Here is an 18,821-nt window from a genome sequence, read left to right on the forward strand (position 1 = left end):
GAATCTCTATTGTCAGTGACTTTAGAGGCCTGCCGGTCCTAGAGGACATCAATGATCAAGGCCACTAGCGCCGCGACGAGGATGACCGGGACATAGGCCAGCGAGAGAGGGTTGTGTGTTCTGTCGGGTGGTATGCGGCTACGAGCCAACCAGACCAGAGCAAGGGCGACCAGTCCCAGCAGCCCCATCATCAGCCACCAGACCAGGATGGTTGTCCACCCGAGAACCGACAGGCTCAGGGCGACCAGACCCGTGGACGTCACGTCGCCCAGTCCCAGGGCGCCGGGCCGGACCAGGGCCAGCAGAAACTGAAGGCCTGCAGAAGCCAGGGTCAGCAGCAGGCACTGGACGAGCAGCTTCGGCTGACCCTGGATCAGCGAAAAGACCAGCAGCGTTATGGTCTGCAGGACCAGTCCCAAGAGCACCAAAAGACGCGGGACTCGCCGGGAACGGATGTCGATCAGGGCCAGGAGGAGGGCGGTCAGCAATCCCGGCGCTGGGATGAGGTAGACCATCTTCTAAGATAATCATACGTAGCCCTAACCTGGCAAACGAGGAACAAACGAGGAGCTTGAATATGTTGCGCTGGCAGACGGCAGGGGAATCCCATGGAGAGGCCCTGGTGGCCATGATGGAGGGTCTGCCCGCCGGGGTTGCCGTGTCCACTAAGGACATCGAATCGGCCCTGGCCCGTCGTCGGCTGGGCTATGGCCGCGGGGCCAGGATGGGCTTTGAGCAGGACAAGGTACGTCTGCTGACCGGGGTCAGGCATGGACGGACGCTCGGCTCACCGGTGGCCATCGAGATCGGCAACACCGAATGGCCCAAGTGGGAGCGGATCATGAGCGTGGACGAACTGCCCACCGATCAGGAGCCGCCGGCGACTGGTCGCAACGCCCCCCTGACCAGGCCCAGGCCCGGCCACGCTGATCTGACCGGCATGCGCAAGTATGGGTTTACGGATGCGCGCCCGGTACTGGAACGCTCCTCTGCCAGGGAGACCGCCTCCAGGGTTGCCCTGGGCTCGGTGGCCGCCGACTTCCTGCAGCAGGCTCTGGGCATAAGAACCGTCTCCCATGTCATTTCCATAGCCGGGGTCGGCCTGGAGGGTCATGAGGTCACGCCCGGCCCTGAGGACGGACCAGCCCTGGACGCATCACCGGTCAGGACCCTGGACAAGGATGCCGAGAAGCGGATGATAGCCAGGATCGACCAGATCAAGAAGGACGGCGATACCGCCGGTGGGGTCTTCGAGGTCATCGCGTATGGTGTGCCAGCAGGCCTGGGCACCTATGTGGAAGGCGACCGGCGTCTGGATGCGGCCCTGGCCGGTGCTTTCATGGGCATTCAGGCCATCAAGGGCGTGGAGATCGGCGATGGATTCAGCGAGGCTGACCGACCCGGTTCGCAGGCCCATGACGAGATGGAGCCCGGTCCCGACGGCGTCATCCGCAGACTCAGCAACCATGCAGGCGGCCTGGAGGGTGGCACCTCAAATGGGCAACCCATCAGGGTGAGGGCCGCTATGAAGCCCATCTCCTCGGTGCCGCGGGCCCTGCGCACGGTGGATGTGGCCACGGGCCTCCCAGCCCAGGCCATCCATCAGCGTTCCGACGTGACCGCTGTGCCTGCCGCCGCGGTGATCGGCGAAGCCATGATGAATCTGACCCTGGCGCGATTCGCCTTGGAGAAGTTCGGCGGAGATTCGCTCGACGAGGTTCGGCGCAACGCCCAGGCCTACCTACAGTCCTGGCCCGAGCATCTGCGGTGAGGGGCGGAATCGCATGATTGAAAGCAGCAGCATGCCCAAGGCCGTCATCATCGGCATGCCCGGTGCGGGCAAGACCAGGCTGGGCAGGGAGACGGCCGCCCTTATCAAGGCGGACTTCCGGGATACGGACCAGTGTATTGAGGAGGAAGCGGGCCGATCGGTCAGCGAAATCTTCGATACTCAGGGCGAACAGGCTTTCCGGGGTATGGAGACCAGGGCGGTCCTGAACCTCTTGAAAGACTTCCCTGGCGGCATCCTGTCCCTGGGAGGAGGAGCCCCCATGAGCACCGAGGTCTTCCAGGCATTGCAGGACTATCGGCGGGCAGGCGGCGCCGTGGTCTACCTGCAGATCGATCCCGAGGAGGGGGTGAGCCGGGCGGCACTGTCGGATCATCGGCCCCTTCTGCGCGGCGGCGCATCGGAACGTTGGATGGCTCTCTATCGTGAGCGCCGCAGCGTCTACCAGGAACTGGCCACCATCACCCTCAAATCCAGGAATACCACCCCCCGCGCTCTGGCCCGACGGCTGGCCGATGCCTTGACTGAGCGGGTGGTTCACGTCAGCGGTCCAGACCCCTACGATGTGAGAATCGGCGCTGGGGTGACCGGACGACTGCATGAACTGCTTGGCGACCAGACCATGCGGGTGGCCCTGATTCATACCCAGCCGGTCCAGCGCCATTCCGACCATGCCCGGGCCCTGCTTCGCCAGGCAGGGTATCAGGTGGTGGATCTGACCATTCCCGACGCGGAGGCCGGCAAGATCATCCGGGTCAGCCAGGGTATCTGGGAGCGCCTGGCCACCGAGGGCTTCACCCGCTCCGACGCGGTCGTGGGACTTGGCGGGGGAGCGGCTACGGACCAAGCAGGGTTCATCGCCGCCACCTGGATGCGGGGCATCCGCTATGTGAATTGCCCCACCTCCCTGCTGGCCATGGTGGATGCCTCCACCGGAGGCAAAACCGGCATCAACCTGGAGCAGGGCAAGAATCTGGTTGGCAGCTTCTATACCCCTGTCGGCGTCCTGGCTGATCTGCGGACTCTGCGGACACTGCCCAATGAAATCTTTGTGGAGGGTCTGGGCGAGGTGGCCAAGTCCGGATTCATCATGGACGGAGGTATTCTGCGTGAGCTGGAGGAGCGGGCAGACTCCCTGCGTGCCTTCAACGGAGGAGAGTCCGACCAGTGGTTGGGCACCGTGGTCCAGGATCTGATCGAACGCACCGTCGAGGTCAAGGCCCGGCACGTCTCGGTGGATCTCAAGGAGTCTGGCTTGCGGGAGTTCCTCAACTACGGCCATACCTTGGGACACGCCATCGAGAAGATTGAACACTTCACCTGGCGGCATGGTCAGGCCGTGTCTGTGGGCATGGTCTTCGCAGCAGAGCTGGCCAGGATCACCGGCCATCTGGATCAGGGGGCGGTCGACTACCACCGGCGGCTTCTTTCCTCCCTGGGACTGAGGACCTGGTGGAATGGGGGAGACTTCGACCAGGTGCTGGCCCTCATGCATCGGGACAAAAAGGCCCGTGGCAACAAGTTGCGGTTTATCATTCTTGACGGTTTGGGCAAACCCACCCACCTGGACGACCCGCCGGTCTCGGCGATCAAGGAGGCCTTCCAGGCCATACGCAAGGAGGATTGACAGATGGCGGATGCCGACAAGGGCAGGCAGAAGGTTCTGGTGGTCAACGGACCCAACCTGGGTCGGCTGGGTGTGCGCGACCCTGAGGTCTACGGTCGTCAGGATCTGGCGGCGCTGACCCGTGACTGCGAACACTGGGGTCAGCAGCTGGGTCTGGATGCTCAGGTGCTGCAATCGGACGACGAGGGTCAGGTCATCCGCTGGATGCATCAGGCCGTGGACCAGGGTAGCGCGGTGGTGCTCAACCCGGCCGCCTTCACCCACTACAGTTATGGCCTTGCCGATGCCGCCGTCCAGGTCACCCAGGCAGGGTTGCCGCTGATGGAGGTCCATATTTCCAATCCCTCGTCCAGGGAGGCCTTCCGCCGACGCAGTGTCATCTCGCCGGTGGCTACCGGCACCATCACCGGCATGGGCTTCTACGGTTACCGGCTGGCCCTGGAAGCTGTGGCCCACCTGCTGGAGACCGCATGAGCGACAGCGGAGAGACCAGCAAGGAACTCTCCGCACCGCCCAAGGCCATCCTTGTCCGCGGCGCCCGGGTCCACAACCTGCGCAACCTGGATGTCGACATTCCTTTGAATCACCTGGTGGGCATCGCCGGGGTCTCGGGCTCCGGCAAGTCCTCCCTGGCTCTGGGGGTCCTCTATGCCGAGGGCTCCCGGCGCTACCTGGAATCCCTGTCCACCTACACCAGGAGGCGGATGACCCAGGCCCAACGTCCCCAGGTGGAGTCGGTGCGTTTCCTGCCGCCGGCTTTAGCTCTGCGCCAGCGGCCGGGAGTGGGCGGCATGCGATCCACCTTCGGCACTGCCACCGAGCTGCTCAACGTGCTCAGGCTGATGTTCTCCCGGCTGGCCAGCCATGTCTGCCCCAATGGCCATCGCCAGGAGCCCACCCTGGCAGTGGCGGCCGAGATCCCCATCACCTGCCCGATCTGCGGCGCTAAAGTGGAGCCTCCCAGCGCCGAGGAACTGGCCTTCAACTCACTGGGAGCCTGTCCTACCTGCCAGGGGACCGGGACCGTGCGCGAGGTGGACGACGCCACCCTGGTTCCCGATGACAGCCTGACCATCGACCAAGGGGCCGTGGTGCCCTGGCGGACCTTCGGCTTCAACGTCCAGCCCGACATCGTGCGCGAGTTCGGAGTCCGCACCGACGTACCTTGGCGGAATCTGACCGATCGGGAGCGGAAGATCGTCTTCGAGGGCCCGGCTGAAAAGAAGCACATCACCATCACCTCGGTCAAGGGGGTCCATGAGCTGGACTTCACCTTCCGGAACGCACGGTTGACCGTGACCGAGGAGCTCAAGAGGGCCAACGACGACAAGCGCCTGGCCAAGGTGGCCAAGTTCCTGACCGAACGGACCTGCCCGGACTGCAAGGGCACCCGGCTCAACCAACGGGCGCGTCTGCCCGAGATCAACGGGGACAATCTGGCCGAGGTCACCTCCTGGCCCCTGGATAAGGTGCTGGACTGGGGTCGGAGACTGCCGCCCACATTGCCCGAACCTATGCGGCCTATGGCATCGGCCCTCTGCAAGACCCTGGACGAAATGGGCAGGCGGTTGATGCAGCTGGGACTGAGCTACCTGACCCTGGACCGCTCCAGCGCATCACTATCCACAGGTGAGCGGCAGCGGGCCCAGCTGGCCAGGGCTGTGCGCAATGAAACCACAGGCGTGCTCTATGTGCTGGACGAGCCTTCGACCGGCCTGCATCCTGCCAACCTGGAGGGGCTGATAGGGGTCATGCGCGACCTGCTGGCCGACGGTAACTCAGTGGTTTTCGTCGACCACGACGTCAAGGTTTTGCAATCAGCCGACTATCTGATCGAAATGGGTCCCGGAGCAGGCGAGCGCGGCGGCAGGATCCTGGCCCAGGGAGCCCCCGAGCGGATTGCCGCCGTCCCTGACTCGCGCATTGCCGGGTTTTTGGATGGACGCGAGCCCGTTTTGGTACGCGATCGGCATCCCATGCCCGCAGAGAATGAGTGGATCCGTATGCAGGCAGGATCCATTCACACGGTCCAACCGCTGGATTTGGCCATTCCTCGTGGATGCATGACAGCAGTGACCGGCGTATCCGGTTCCGGCAAGACCACCATGATCCTGGAGTCCCTGGTCCCCGCCCTGCAAGCCCGTATCCAGGGCGATCCCATGCCCAAACATGTGCGCAGCCTGGACCCGGCCGGCATCGACCGGGTTCGCCTGGTGGACTCCTCGCCCATCGGCATCAACGTGCGCTCCACGGTGGCCACCTACTCGGGGCTGATGGACCGGTTGCGCCGTCTCTTCGCGGCTACTGACCAGGCGAAAAAGGACAAGCTGGGCATCTCGGCATTCTCATACAACACCGGATCCCTGCGCTGCCCCCAGTGCGACGGAACAGGCCAGATCAGCCTGGATGTACAGTTCCTGCCCGACATTCCGATCACCTGCCCGAGCTGCCATGGTCGGCGGTACCGTCCGGAGGCCGAGCACTACCGTCTGTCCACGCCGACCCATTCGGAGCCTTTGAGCCTGCCCGATCTGCTGGCCATGGAGGTGGGCCGGGCCTTGGAGGTCTTCGCGCATGGCCGCGAGTACACGGCCATCCGCCGAGGCCTGCAGACCCTGAAGGATCTGGGCCTGGACTACCTGACCCTGGGGGAGGATACCCCTTCGCTTTCTGGCGGGGAGGCCCAGCGGCTGAAGCTGTCCAACGAATTGGGCCGCAGGCAGAACGGCTCCATGTTCGTCCTGGACGAGCCCACCACAGGCCTGCATCCCTTGGATGTGCGTGTCCTGATTGGAGTGCTGGAGCGCCTGGTCGGCAAGGGGGCCACGGTGATCTTCATCGAGCACGATCTGGACATGATCGCCAACGCCGACCATGTGGTCGATATGGGCCCGGGAGGCGGCGACCGGGGCGGAAGAATCGTGGCCCAGGGCGACCCTGAATCCGTGGCCCGCAACCCGGATTCGGTGACCGGCCGCTACCTGGCCGACCACCTGCATCTGAGACGTCCCTGAATCCGTCCCGCTTCCTCGAGTGTTGGCCGGTTTCTGGTCGCTCCTGGCTGATAGGCTGAAGTTCCATGGTCAGAGAACATGGAAATTCGCAAGGGCATATCACCAAACACATTTTCGTCACCGGCGGCGTGGTCTCTTCACTAGGCAAGGGACTGACCGCATCCTCTCTGGGCCGACTGCTGAGAAGCCGCGGAATCCGCGTTCTTCAACAGAAGCTGGATCCGTATATCAACGTCGATCCGGGGACCATGAACCCCTTCCAACACGGCGAGGTCTACGTGACCGAGGATGGGGCCGAAACCGATCTGGACATCGGCCACTACGAGCGTTTCACCGACGTCTTCCTCTCCCAGAAGGCCAACGTGACCACTGGTCAGATTTACCAGTCCGTTCTGCGCAAGGAGCGGGCGGGGGAGTACCTGGGCCAGTGCGTCCAGGTCATTCCCCACGTGACCAACGAGATCAAGAGCCGCATGCGGGCCCAGGCCAGTGACGACGTGGACGTGATCATCACCGAGATCGGCGGGACTGTGGGCGACATCGAGTCCCAGCCCTTCATGGAGGCTGCCCGCGAGGTTCGTCGGGACATCGGCCCGGACAACTGCATGTTCGTCCACGTCTCCCTGGTTCCCTACGTGGCCGCCGCCCACGAGCTCAAGACCAAGCCCACTCAGCACTCGGTCATGGCCCTGCGCCAGCTGGGCATCGCCCCTGACGCCTTGGTGCTGCGCTCCGACCGGCCGCTCAACCAGGCCATCAAGGACAAGATTTCCCTGATGTGCGACGTGGATGCCGAGGGCGTGGTCAACTGTGTTGATGCTCCCAGCATCTATGACGTACCCAAGATCCTCTACAAGGAGGGTCTGGACGCCTATGTGGTGCGCAAGCTGGAGCTGCCCTTCCACGATGTCGACTGGAATGAGTGGGAGGATCTGCTGGACAGGGTCCACAACCCCCGGACCAAGGTGGCCATCGCCATCGTGGGCAAGTACATCGACCTGCCTGACGCCTACCTGTCGGTCATCGAGGCGCTGAAGGCCGGCGGCTTCGCCAACCGGTCCCAGGTCCAGGTCAAGCTGGTGGCCGCCGATACCTGCGAGACCATGGACGGCGCCCGCAAGGCCCTGGAGGGCGTGGACGGCATCGTGGTCCCCGGCGGCTTCGGCATCCGTGGCATCGAGGGCAAGATCGGCGCCCTGCGCTACGCTCGCGAGACCGGCCTGCCCGCACTGGGTCTCTGCCTGGGTCTGCAGTCCATGGTCATCGAGTTCGCCCGCCACGTCCTGGGGCTGGAGGATGCCAACTCCTCGGAGTTCGAGCCTGACTGCGAGAACCCGGTCATCGCCACCATGGAGGAGCAGAAGGACATCGTGGCCGGCCACGGCGACATGGGCCACACCATGCGGCTGGGCGCCTACCCGGCAGTGCTCAAGCCCGATTCCCTGGTGGCCCGGCTCTATGGCTCCACCGAGATCTCCGAGCGTCACCGCCACCGCTACGAGGTCAACGTGGCCTACAAGGAGCGGCTGGACAAGGCCGGCCTGCACATCTCGGGCACCAGCCCGGACGGGCAGCTGACCGAGTTCGTGGAGCTCTCCCAGGACCAGCACCCCTTCTATGTGGGCACCCAGGCCCACCCGGAGTTCAAGTCCCGGCCCACCAAGCCGCACCCCCTCTTCGCCGGCCTGGTCAAGGCCAGCCTGGAGCACGGAGGCCAGGAGGCCGCCTGAGGTCAATCCCTTTTCAAAAACGTTGACCATGATCGCCCGTTTCCCTCTTATGGGAGGCGGGCGATTGTCCGTATCGGTGCTTTTGTCAAGAGGGCGGGCTGGATTCCTTAGAGAGCGTAAGCCCAGGTCTGGCGGTTCACTATCGTCCCGGTTATCCTGTAATGGTGTGAACGGCCGCATATGGCGGCCGTGCGTGTGTTAGGAGGTCTCAGCTCGTGGACAGCACCTCGCAGCGGACAGACACATCGCGGGATGTGGAAATGAGCCAGTATGTGGCCGACCGCTCCCGCGTCAACGAAGAAAAAATCAAAAAAGACGACCAGATCATCTCCGAGTTCGGCGACTATACCTATGGCTGGCACGACTCCGATGATGCCGGGCGCAACGCCCACAAGGGCATTGATGAGGACGTGGTCCGGGCCATCTCGGCCGACAAGGGCGAGCCTGATTGGATGCTGCAGATGCGTCTCAAGGGCTATCGGGCCTTCATGGAAAAGCCCATGCCCAAGTGGGGCGTGGATTTAAGCGGGTTCGATGCCGACGACTTCAAGTACTATGTCAAGCCCCTGAAGGAGCAGGCCAAGGACTGGAAGGACCTGCCCGACGACATCCGCACCACCTATGACCGGCTGGGCATCCCCGAGGCCGAGAAGAAGCGGCTGGTCTCCGGTGTTGCCGCCCAGTACGAGTCCGAGGTCATCTACAACTCCATCCGCGATGACTTGCGCAAACAAGGGGTCATCTTCCTGGATACGGACACTGCCTTGAAAGAGTACCCGGACCTCTTCCGCAAGTACTTCGCCACGGTCATCCCCCCGGACGACAACAAGTTCGCCGCACTGAACACGGCGGCCTGGTCGGGCGGATCCTTCGTCTATGTGCCCAAGGGAGTCCATGTGGACATCCCCCTGCAGGCCTACTTCCGTATCAACACACCCAACATGGGCCAGTTTGAGCGCACGCTGATCATTGCCGACGAGGGTTCCTACGTCCACTATGTGGAGGGCTGCACAGCACCCATTTACTCCACTGACTCTTTGCACGCGGCCAACGTGGAGATTGTGGTCGAGCCCCACGCCCGTGTGCGCTACACCACGGTCCAGAACTGGTCCAACAACGTCTACAACCTGGTCACCCAGCGCGCCTATGTGCGCGAGGGCGGCACCATGGAGTGGGTGGACGGCAACATCGGGTCCAAGGCGACCATGAAATATCCGGCCTGCATCCTGGCCGAGCCCTACGCCAAGGCCGAGACCCTCTCCCTGGGCTTCGCCGGCAAGGGGCAGTACCAGGACACGGGCGCCAAGATGATTCACCTGGCACCCCATACCTCATCCACCATCGTCTCCAAGTCCATCTCCCGCAACGGGGGAAGGGCCGCATACCGGGGCCTGGTCAAGATCATCAAAGGCGCCGAGAAGTCCTCCTCCTCGGTGGTCTGCGACGCCTTGCTGGTGGACGACTACTCCCGCTCGGATACCTACCCGCACGTGGATGTTCGCGAGGACGACGTCTCCATGGCCCACGAGGCCACCGTCTCCAAGGTCTCCGAGGACCAGCTCTTCTATCTGATGAGCCGCGGCCTGGAGGAGAAGGAGGCCATGGGCATGATCGTGCGCGGGTTCGTGGAGCCCATTTCCCGGCAGCTGCCCATGGAGTACGCGTTGGAGCTTAACCGTTTGGTCGAATTGCAGATGGAGGGTTCGGTAGGCTGATGTCACAAAACAGCGAAATAACCATTCCGCATGCGGATCCAAAGGATCCCTACGCTTTCCCGGCCACTATGCCGTCCAGTGCCGACAAGGAGCCACGTTCCTTCAACCCTGATGACTTCCCCATGCCCACCCGCAAGCAGGATGACTGGCGGTTCACCCCCATCGACCGGATGGAGGAGTTCTTCGCTGTCTTCAAGCCCAGCGGTCTGACCAAGGTCTCAGTCACCATGATCGACGGGTCCGAACCGCCCACAGATCAGGTCAGCTTCAGCCGGATTCCCATGAATCAGGCTCCCTGCGGCACCGTCCTCAAGCCCAGCGACCGAGCGGCAGCTGTGGAGTGGGCGAGCGGCAGGCAGGCGACTGTGGTCAACCTCAAGGGCACGCTGGATCAGCCTGTGCTGGTCCGTGTCAACGGTGGCGGCCTCGATCTGGATGCTTTCCACCTGGTGATCAAGGCCGAAGCGGGCACCAAGGCCGATCTGGTGGTCGAGCACCAGGGCCAGGCACGTCTGGCTGAGGGTGTTGAAATCGACATCGGTGACAATTCGCAGATGTCGACCACCTTCATTCAGGAGTGGGACAAGGGCAGCAAGCATATCGGCAACCACCGCATTCACCTGGGTGCCGAGGCCTCCCTGCGTCACTCCGTGGTCAGTCTGGGTGGAGACGTCGTGCGGCTGCGCATGGACCAGGACTTCGGCGGCGAGCAGGGTGACCTGAACATGCTGGGCATCTACTTCGTCGATCCCGGCCAGCACATGGAGCATCGAACCATGGTGGTGCACAACCATCCCAATTGCAAGTCCCGTGTGGTCTACAAGGGGGCCCTGGACGGAATCGGCGCGCACACCACCTGGGTGGGCAACGCGCTCATTCAGCCCACGGCGCCTGGAACCGACTCCTATGAGCTCAACCGGAACCTGGTGCTCACCCCTGGGGCCATCGCCGATTCCGAGCCCAACCTGGAGATCGAGAACGGCGACATCATCGGGGCAGGCCATGCAAGCTCGGTCGGACGCTTCGACGATGAGGAGCTCTTCTACCTGCAGTCCCGTGGCATTCCCGAACAGGAGGCCCGCAAGCTGGTGGTTCGTGGCTTCTTCGGCGAACTGGTGGAGGAGATCGACGTCCCCAGCGTCTCCGGGCACCTGATGGGGGTCATCGACCGCAGGCTGGCGGCCGGCGAGGATCAAGAGATGCAGCACGTTTTGGAGGAGAACTGACATGTCCACATTGGAAATCAAGGATCTGCACGTCTCGGTGGAGACCAAGGAGGGTCGCAAGCAGATCCTCAAGGGGGCCACGCTGACCGTCCACTCCGGTGAGACCCACGCCATCATGGGGCCCAACGGTTCGGGCAAGTCCACCCTGGCCTACACCCTGGCCGGCCATCCCAAGTATGAGGTCGACTCGGGCCAGGCCCTGCTGGATGGGCGGGATCTGCTCAAGATGACCCCGGACGAGCGGGCCAAGGCCGGGCTCTTCCTGGCCATGCAGTACCCGGTCGAGGTGCCTGGCGTATCCATGACCAATTTCCTGCGTACCGCCAAGACCGAGGTCGACGGCAAGGCCCCGGCCATCCGCCAGTGGACCAAGGATCTGAATGAGGCCATGAAGCGGCTGCGCATGGATCCCAAGTTCGCCCAGCGCTCGGTCAACGAGGGCTTCTCCGGCGGTGAGAAGAAGCGCGCCGAGGTCCTGCAGCTGGAGCTGCTCAAGCCCAAGTTCGCCGTCCTGGACGAAACTGATTCCGGACTGGACGTTGATGCCTTGCGCATCGTCTCGGAAGGTGTCAACAGGGCCAAGGAGAACACCGGCATGGGCGTGCTCATGGTCACCCACTACACCAGGATCCTCAAGTACATCAAGCCTGATATCGTCCACGTCTTCGCCGACGGCCGCTTTGTGAAGACCGGTGGCCCCGAGCTGGCCGACACCCTGGAGGAGACCGGGTATGACCAGTACCTGCCTGAGGGCGCCGACTCGGAATCGGCCCTGGCCTGAGGATGAGAGAAGAGGTCCGCAATGGTCATCGATGACAGCATTCGCCAGCAGTTTCCGATTCTGGACCAGCAGGTGCATGGACACCCTCTGGTCTACTTGGACTCGGCTGCCACTGCCCAGAAGCCCCTGGCGGTCATCGATGCCGTTCGGGACTTCTACTTGAAGGACAACGCCGGGGTGCACCGGGGTGCCCATGAGCTGGCGGCCCGCAGCACCATGGCCTTCGAGCATGCCCGCTCCCGTGTGGCCGCCCTGGTAGGGGCAGAGGGCCAAGAGGGCGGCGAGGAGATTGTGGTCACCGCCGGTGCCACGGCCGCACTGAACCTGCTGGCCACGGCCTTCGGCAACGCCAGCCTGGGTCGCGGTGGGAAGGCGGCACGTCGATTCGCCTTGAAGCCTGGCGATGAAGTGGTGGTCAGCAAGGCCGAGCACCACTCGGTCCTCCTGCCCTTCCAGGAGCTCTGCTACCGGACCGGAGCGGTCCTCAGGTATTTCGATCTGGATCCGGAGGGCCGTGTTCTGGCCGATACCGCCGACCAGGTCATTACCGAGCGCACCAAGGTGGTCGCCGTCACCCACGTCAGCAATGTGACCGGTGCCATCACCGACATAAAGCCCATCGTCCGCCGTGCCCATCAGGTGGGCGCCCTGGTGGTGCTGGACGTTTGCCAGTCGGTGCCTCATCTGCCTGTCGATCTGCACGCCATGGATGTGGACTTCGCTGCCTGGAGCGCCCACAAGATGTATGGCCCGACCGGTGTGGGCTTCCTCTATGGCCGTAGGGAGCTCCTGGAGGCCCTGCCTCCGGCATCATTCGGCGGTTCCATGGTGGAGTTGGCCTATCTGGATCGTCCTGCCAGCTATATGGATCCCCCGGCTCGGTTCGAGGCCGGTACACAGCCGGTGGCACAGATGATCGGGGCCGGAGTAGCCGCCGATTGGCTGATGGATTTGGGCATGGATAAGGTGGCCGAACATGAGAAGGCCATCACCGCCGGTCTGTTGAGGCTGGGGGAGTTGGACGGAGTGCGCATCCTAGGTCCGACCACACCAGAGGACCGGATCGGCACGGTCGCTTTCGACGTTCAGGGAGTCCATCCCCACGACGTAGGCCAGTACGTGGATTCACGCGGCATTGCCATCCGCGTGGGGCACCACTGCGCTCAGCCGGTGCATCGTCACTTTGGCCTGATGGCCTCCAACCGGGCCTCTACCGGCGTCTACAATACTGTGGCCGACACGGATGCCCTGCTGGATGCCGTCTCCGGTGTCCGCAGCTTCTTCAAAGTGGGCTGAGGGTCTTCACCGGCGGCACATTGACGGTTTTAGCAAAGACTTACTGGTAGGTTTAAGGACATGGCGGATTTCGGGATGGATGACGAAGAACTGGAGCAGATGTACCAGGAGGTGATTCTGGACGCAGCCCGTGATCCTCACGGGCGCGTAGGGGATCAGGCTGATGGGGGAGGAGACTCCGATGGCGACGGCGTGACCATCCGGGTGGAGCACGAGGCCTGCCTGGCTGCCGAGTCCCATCAGTTCAATCCCACCTGCGGGGACCAGGCCACCATCCATGTGGAAGTGGCGCCTGGCGAGCAGGGCGGCCCCGACCTCATCCAGCGAATCGTCTGGCAGGGTTCAGGCTGTTCCATCAGCCAGGCCAGTCTGTCCATCATGGTGGATCTGGTCCAGGGGCAGACCGTTGATCATGCCATGGACCTGGCTGCCGACTTCCGCAGGCTCATGGAATCTCGCGGAGCTGGACTTGAGGATGAGCAAGCCGAGGATGCCCTTGGCGATGCCATGGTCTTCCAGGGTGTGTCCAAGTACCCCATGCGAATCAAGTGCGCTCTGCTGGGTTGGGAGGGCATGAAGGCCTCGGTGGCCCAGGCCCTGTCGGCTGGACGTGAGGGCGGCGAAGGTGAGAAGGAGGAGCAGGTATGAGTGGCAATACGAATCTGGTTCCCGAGCCCCAGGACTCCATCCTGGCCTCGGTGGGCAGGGCCATTAGCGACCCTGGCACGGCGCAGGCTCTGGCCAGCAATCCCCTGGGCGCGGAGACGGTTCTGAAATCGGCCGAGGGCACTTCCATGCGTAAGGTCGATGGCCAGGAGGATAAGAAGTCCGATTCGGCCAAGTCTGACGATAAGCCTGTTGACGCAGCTACCCCTGAAGCTTCCACTGAAGGTGCGTCGGCTGGACAGGGTTCGAATGTAGAATCCGCGGAAAGTGCGTCAGCCACCAATGGTGAGAAGCCTGCGGATCAGAATGCAGCTGATGCCGAGGCTGCTGCTGAGGAGGCCATCCCTCTGAAGGCAGTTGACGACATCGGCCGGGCCACTGCAGAGGATGTCAGGGAGGCCCTGCACCAGGTCATCGATCCCGAGCTGGGTATTGATGTTGTCGATCTGGGCTTGGTCTATGGCATTGAAATCGACGAACTGGGACGGGCCATCATTACCATGACCCTGACCACGCCGGCCTGCCCGTTGACTGACCTGATCGAGGATCAGTGTGCCAGCGTCCTGGCGGGCCTGGTCGAGGAGTTCCGCATCGATTGGACCTGGTCGCCACGTTGGACCCTGAACATGATCACCCCTGAGGGTCGTGAACAATTGGCCGCCATCGGCTTCAACTTCGAGAACATGCCCACCTATCAGTGAGACCATCCGCCCGGTAGATGGTTTCGGGTCCTCCCATGTGAATATACTGATGATTCCGGTCCGCCGTGACCGGCACGGCGCACGAGAGAAAGCACAGTGAAATGGCATTGTCCATGGGCTGGAAACTGCACGGCGACGGGAAAACATTGGCTCCGGGCGAAGTGGTGGAACCCGATGAGCGACTCACATGGCCACGTACGGCTGGCATCGGTGCACAGCATGTCATCGCCATGTTCGGCTCCACTTTCCTGGTTCCCATTCTGACTGGATTCGACCCCTCCACCACCCTCTTCTTCACGGCCATGTCCACGGCCCTCTTCCTGCTGATCAACCGCAACCGCCTGCCTTCCTACCTGGGCAGCTCCTTCGGCTTCATCGCCCCGGTCCTGGCAGTGACCACCGCCCACAAGGGTCTGGCTGTGGCCTCCTTCGGGATCATGGTCACCGGCGCCCTGCTCTTCCTGATTGGTCTGATCGTCCACTTCGCAGGTTCGCGATGGATCGATATGATCATGCCCCCGGTGGTCAACGGTGCCATCGTCGCCATCATCGGCTTCAACCTGGCCCCCTCGGCCTGGAAGAACTTCAAGTCTGCCCCGCTGACCGCACTGGTCACCCTGGTGGCCGTCATGTTGATAGCGGTCCTCTTCAAGGGTCTGATTGGCCGTCTCAACATCCTTCTGGGAGTCATCGTCGGCTACATCTTCGCGGTCACCCAGGGCCAGGTCGACTTCGCGGCTGTGGAGAAGGCCGCCTGGTTCGGTCTGCCTCACTTCCACACTCCTCAGGTCGACCCATCAGTCCTGGCTATGTTCATCCCCGTGGTGCTTGTCCTGGTGGCCGAGAACATCGGTCATGTCAAGTCGGTGGCCCTGATGACCGGCCGCGATTATGACGACCAGATCGGCACCGCCCTGATGGCCGACGGTCTGGGCACCACGCTGGCCGGGCTGGGCGGAGGCTCGGGCACCACCACATACGCGGAGAACATCGGCGTCATGGCCGCCACCAAGGTCTACTCCACGGCCGCCTACTGGTGCGCCGCGATTTTCGCCTTCCTGCTCTCCCTTTGCCCAAAGTTCGGGGCCATCATCAACACCATCCCCACCGGCGTTCTGGGCGGGGTCACCACCATGCTCTATGGCATGATCGGCATGCTTGGGATCCGAATCTGGGTGGAGAACAAGGTGGACTTCGGCAAGTCCGTCAACATGACCGTTGGCGCCGTCGTCATGATCGTGGGCATCGCCGACTTCACCTTCGCGGTGGCCGGAGTCAGCTTCAACGGTATCGCCATCGGCTCGGTCGCCACGCTGGTCATGTACCACGGTCTCAAGGCCATTGGTCGTTGGCGGGGAACCATCGATCCGGACGATTATATTCATGAGGATTCGCAGGCCGTCTCACAGCAGAGCTGATTGCGTCGAGGGCATTCGTCTTTCGCGGCTGTCTGATACTTGAAGATGCCTGATGTCAAGGTTGGCTCGATGCAGAAAATCACCTGATGTCAATGGTTCCCCGATATTAGGTGCCCGGTTATGAGGCGAAGCGGCGGAGGGCAGTAGGAATTTGCTACATTTCATAGGGCTCAGTCGTTGGCTTGGTCAGCTGGCTGGCTTGGTTGGTTGCTTGACTGGCTGATTTGGATTGATCGGTCAGTTGCCCGGCTTGGTCAGCCAGCAAGACTCAGTTGGCACGCTCGGGTCTGGTCGCGTAGAAAGCCACGGCGCTTGAGGCAGCCACGTTCAGGCTGTCCACCTCGTGGCTCATGGGAATGCGCACAGTCAGGTCCGCCCGGGCGATGGTCCTGCGGCTCAGCCCGTCACCTTCGGTGCCGAAGATCAGAGCCAGACGCTCAATCTGGTCAGGCCCAGGACCCAGTCGTTCAGCCAGTTCATCCAGGCTGATGGCATCCGGGTTCAGGGCCATGGCCGCCGTGGTAAAGCCCAGATCGTGTAGTTGGCGCATGCCCTGGTCGGGCCATGCGTGGATGTCGTCGCCGCCGATTCTGGTCCAGGGAACCTGAAAGACGGTGCCCATGGAGACACGCGCGGCCCTGCGGTAAAGGGGGTCGGAGCAGGAGGGGGTGACCAGGACCGCGTCCACCTGCAGGGCTGCCGCGGAACGCATCAGAGCGCCGATGTTGGTGTGATCAACAATGTTCTCCATGACGGCCACCCGCCTTGCCGATCGGCAGATCTGCTCCACAGTGGGCAGAGGCCAGCGTCGCATGGCGGCCAGCGCGCCTCGATGGAGCCGGTAGCCGGTGATGGTCTTCAGCTGTGCAGGGCTGGCCACATAGACGGGAACGTCCGGTCCGAAGGCTGCATCCACCTGGTCGAACATGGAGCGCATCCCATCCAGCCAAGGTTCCTCAACCAGGAAGGAGATCGGCTCAACTCCGGCATCCAGGGCGCGGGAGATAACTTTGGGGGACTCGGCGATGAACAGGCCCTTAGCGGGTTCCAGGCGGTTGCGCAGCTGCGGTTCGGTCAGCCTGGTGTAGGCCTCGATTCTGTCATCCTCGATGGAGTCGATTCTCACCTTGAGCACGCCTGCCGTTCCTCCTTCTGGTCCTGGTAACAGCATAGGCGGTGCAACCGAAAACCAAGCGTGGGTCATGTTCGATGAAGAACGGGAATATCAAGTCAGAAAGAGCCGTTTTGATAAGCTGCATCGACGAAAAACAACGATTCCAGCCATACATGGATGCGTGAATTCTCTATGTGACTCTTATTTTCAATAAATATGGATATTTAGGAAGGATGCTAAAGGAAGCGGCCTCTTTGTGGGGGAATTGAGTGTCCGGAACGGGAGTTGAACCCGTACGCCTGTATATATATAGGCACTAGCACCTCAAGCTAGCGCGTCTACCATTCCGCCACCCGGACAGGTGCGTAATCGCAACGGAGATAATCATAGCATCTAAGGCGACATTGCGCACTGGGCGATTGGAGGAGCGTGTCGTCAAAGAGAGCGCTTTTCGGTGGCGGGCTGTAGCCTGACACCATGACTGCACCCCTCTTCCTGCTGGATCCCGACCACGATGACTCCCCACTGGCCAGCGATGAGCTCCACACTGGCTGGCGCCTGACCCTGCCCGAGCACATCCGTCGCCATGCACTGGGCTCCATGAGGTTGAAGAACGGTGACCAGCTGGATCTTTCAGATGGGGGCGGACTGCGCATCGGCGCTCTGGTCAGGGATGCTTCGACCGGCTTGGTGGAGGTCACAGCTGTAGGGCGGCAGGCACCTCCCGAAAAGGAACTGATTCTTGTTCAGGCCCTGGCCAAGGGTGGCAGGGACGAGGAGGCCATCGACATGGCCACACAGATCGGGGTGGATCAGGTCATCCCCTGGCAGGCTGACCGGTCCATAGCCAAATGGCGGCCCGGCCGCAACGACAGGCACTGGCAGGCCACCTTGGACGCTGCCACCGAACAGAGTCGTAGGGCCTACCGACCTCGACTACTGGACAAGTTGGACAGCCATGGTCTGGTCTCCTGGTGCCGGAAGGCGACCGATCGAGGAGGCCTGGTCCTGGTTCTGCACCAGGATGCCGACCTGGGATGGGATGCGGTCCGTAACCGTGTCGACAGACTGCCGGCTGGCTCCTCGGTCGCCGTGGTTGTGGGTCCCGAGGGCGGGATTGCGGATCAGGAGGTCCAGGCCATGATGAGGGAGGGGGCCCTGCCGGTCCGATTGGGCGGCAACATCCTCCGGGCTGCTTTGGCCGGACCTGTGGCCCTGACCCTGCTGGCGGACATGCTGGGTCGCTGGCAGTCAGAAGCCCCTGAGCCCAGCGCATGAAGTCGCACGCAATATACATCCTCGCCCATAAGATGGAAAACAGAGAAAACAGCAAAAACAGCAATATCGGCAAACACTAAGGAGTGGTCATGAGCGATGACGATCGACAGGAGGACTGCATTTTCTGCAGAATCGTGGCAGGGGAGGTCCCCAGCGAAAAGGTCTACGAAGATGAGACCGTTTACGCTTTTAAGGATGCCAACCCCAAGGCCGCCATTCATGTCCTGATCGTCCCGCGTCATCATTATGGTTCAGTTGCCGAATTGGCCAAGGCTGATCCTGACACTCTTGCCCACATCGTCCAGGTGGCGCAACAGATTGCCGACCAGGACTTCCATGGAGCCTACCGGTTGATTTTCAACACGGGAGAGGATGCCGGCCAGTCCGTCTTCCATGTCCACGCCCACGTCCTGACCGGACAGGTGCTGCCCGAATGAGGTCCATGTTCACCGTCGTCATCGTGCAG

Annotated in this window: 16 protein-coding genes and 1 tRNA gene; 14 read left to right on the plus strand and 3 right to left on the minus strand. The window is 62.5% G+C overall.

The window, feature by feature from the left end:
* Positions 1 to 38 precede the first annotated feature (38 nt).
* Positions 39 to 515: a prepilin peptidase gene (locus H3T89_RS01925; RefSeq protein ID WP_015021909.1), complete on the minus strand. Its 477-nt coding sequence runs from the start codon at positions 513 to 515 to the stop codon at positions 39 to 41.
* Positions 516 to 577: 62 nt separating this feature from the next.
* Between H3T89_RS01925 and aroC the strand changes: the two genes are divergently transcribed.
* From aroC to H3T89_RS01985, 12 genes are all read left to right on the plus strand, one after another.
* Complete coding sequence (gene aroC, locus H3T89_RS01930) at positions 578 to 1,771, plus strand: chorismate synthase (protein ID WP_198216068.1); 1,194 nt, start codon at positions 578 to 580, stop codon at positions 1,769 to 1,771.
* 13 nt (positions 1,772 to 1,784) lie between these two features.
* A complete protein-coding gene (locus H3T89_RS01935; protein ID WP_198216069.1) occupies positions 1,785 to 3,416 on the plus strand; it encodes a bifunctional shikimate kinase/3-dehydroquinate synthase in 1,632 nt (543 codons plus the stop codon).
* A 3-nt stretch (positions 3,417 to 3,419) separates the two neighbouring features.
* The gene (aroQ, locus tag H3T89_RS01940; protein ID WP_015021906.1) at positions 3,420 to 3,890 is read left to right on the plus strand and encodes a type II 3-dehydroquinate dehydratase; all 471 of its coding nucleotides are present in this window, start codon (positions 3,420 to 3,422) and stop codon (positions 3,888 to 3,890) included.
* Entirely contained in the window at positions 3,887 to 6,430 is a 2,544-nt protein-coding gene (locus H3T89_RS01945) for an excinuclease ABC subunit UvrA (protein WP_198216070.1), read from the plus strand. The genes aroQ and H3T89_RS01945 overlap by 4 nt, the downstream gene beginning before the upstream one ends.
* Before the next feature lie 65 nt (positions 6,431 to 6,495).
* A complete protein-coding gene (locus H3T89_RS01950) occupies positions 6,496 to 8,160 on the plus strand; it encodes a CTP synthase (RefSeq protein ID WP_015021904.1) in 1,665 nt (554 codons plus the stop codon).
* A gap of 260 nt (positions 8,161 to 8,420) precedes the next feature.
* Positions 8,421 to 9,875, plus strand: a complete 1,455-nt coding sequence (gene sufB, locus H3T89_RS01955) for a Fe-S cluster assembly protein SufB (protein WP_081581024.1) — start codon at positions 8,421 to 8,423, stop codon at positions 9,873 to 9,875.
* A complete protein-coding gene (gene sufD, locus H3T89_RS01960; RefSeq protein WP_198204234.1) occupies positions 9,875 to 11,101 on the plus strand; it encodes a Fe-S cluster assembly protein SufD in 1,227 nt (408 codons plus the stop codon). The genes sufB and sufD overlap by 1 nt, the downstream gene beginning before the upstream one ends.
* 1 nt (position 11,102) lies before the next feature.
* Positions 11,103 to 11,882 (plus strand): Fe-S cluster assembly ATPase SufC, encoded by a 780-nt coding sequence (sufC, locus tag H3T89_RS01965; RefSeq protein WP_015021901.1) that lies wholly within the window; start codon positions 11,103 to 11,105, stop codon positions 11,880 to 11,882.
* 21 nt (positions 11,883 to 11,903) lie between these two features.
* Entirely contained in the window at positions 11,904 to 13,178 is a 1,275-nt protein-coding gene (locus H3T89_RS01970) for a SufS family cysteine desulfurase (RefSeq protein ID WP_015021900.1), read from the plus strand.
* A 60-nt stretch (positions 13,179 to 13,238) separates the two neighbouring features.
* Entirely contained in the window at positions 13,239 to 13,826 is a 588-nt protein-coding gene (sufU, locus tag H3T89_RS01975; protein ID WP_015021899.1) for a Fe-S cluster assembly sulfur transfer protein SufU, read from the plus strand.
* Positions 13,823 to 14,545: a metal-sulfur cluster assembly factor gene (locus H3T89_RS01980; protein ID WP_198216071.1), complete on the plus strand. Its 723-nt coding sequence runs from the start codon at positions 13,823 to 13,825 to the stop codon at positions 14,543 to 14,545. Before sufU ends, H3T89_RS01980 begins: the two co-directional genes overlap by 4 nt.
* 101 nt (positions 14,546 to 14,646) lie before the next feature.
* A complete protein-coding gene (locus H3T89_RS01985) occupies positions 14,647 to 15,963 on the plus strand; it encodes a uracil-xanthine permease family protein (protein ID WP_015021897.1) in 1,317 nt (438 codons plus the stop codon).
* Positions 15,964 to 16,231: 268 nt separating this feature from the next.
* On the opposite strand, the gene H3T89_RS01990 is transcribed toward H3T89_RS01985, so the two are convergent.
* Both H3T89_RS01990 and H3T89_RS01995 read right to left on the minus strand, forming a co-directional pair.
* Positions 16,232 to 17,134, minus strand: a complete 903-nt coding sequence (locus H3T89_RS01990) for a TrmH family RNA methyltransferase (RefSeq protein WP_232353173.1) — start codon at positions 17,132 to 17,134, stop codon at positions 16,232 to 16,234.
* Positions 17,135 to 17,347: 213 nt separating this feature from the next.
* A tRNA-Leu gene (locus H3T89_RS01995) sits at positions 17,348 to 17,436 on the minus strand.
* Positions 17,437 to 17,554: 118 nt separating this feature from the next.
* Here H3T89_RS01995 and H3T89_RS02000 point away from each other — a divergent pair.
* Positions 17,555 to 18,355, plus strand: a complete 801-nt coding sequence (locus tag H3T89_RS02000) for a 16S rRNA (uracil(1498)-N(3))-methyltransferase (protein WP_198216073.1) — start codon at positions 17,555 to 17,557, stop codon at positions 18,353 to 18,355.
* Between the two features lie 89 nt (positions 18,356 to 18,444).
* Positions 18,445 to 18,792 carry a histidine triad nucleotide-binding protein gene (locus H3T89_RS02005; RefSeq protein ID WP_198216074.1) on the plus strand — a complete coding sequence of 116 codons (348 nt, stop codon included), beginning with the start codon at positions 18,445 to 18,447 and terminating at the stop codon, positions 18,790 to 18,792.
* Positions 18,793 to 18,821: the final 29 nt, after the last annotated feature.

The sequence above is a fragment of the Bifidobacterium sp. W8114 genome, from assembly GCF_016101165.1.
Lineage (GTDB): Bacteria > Actinomycetota > Actinomycetes > Actinomycetales > Bifidobacteriaceae > Bombiscardovia > Bombiscardovia asteroides.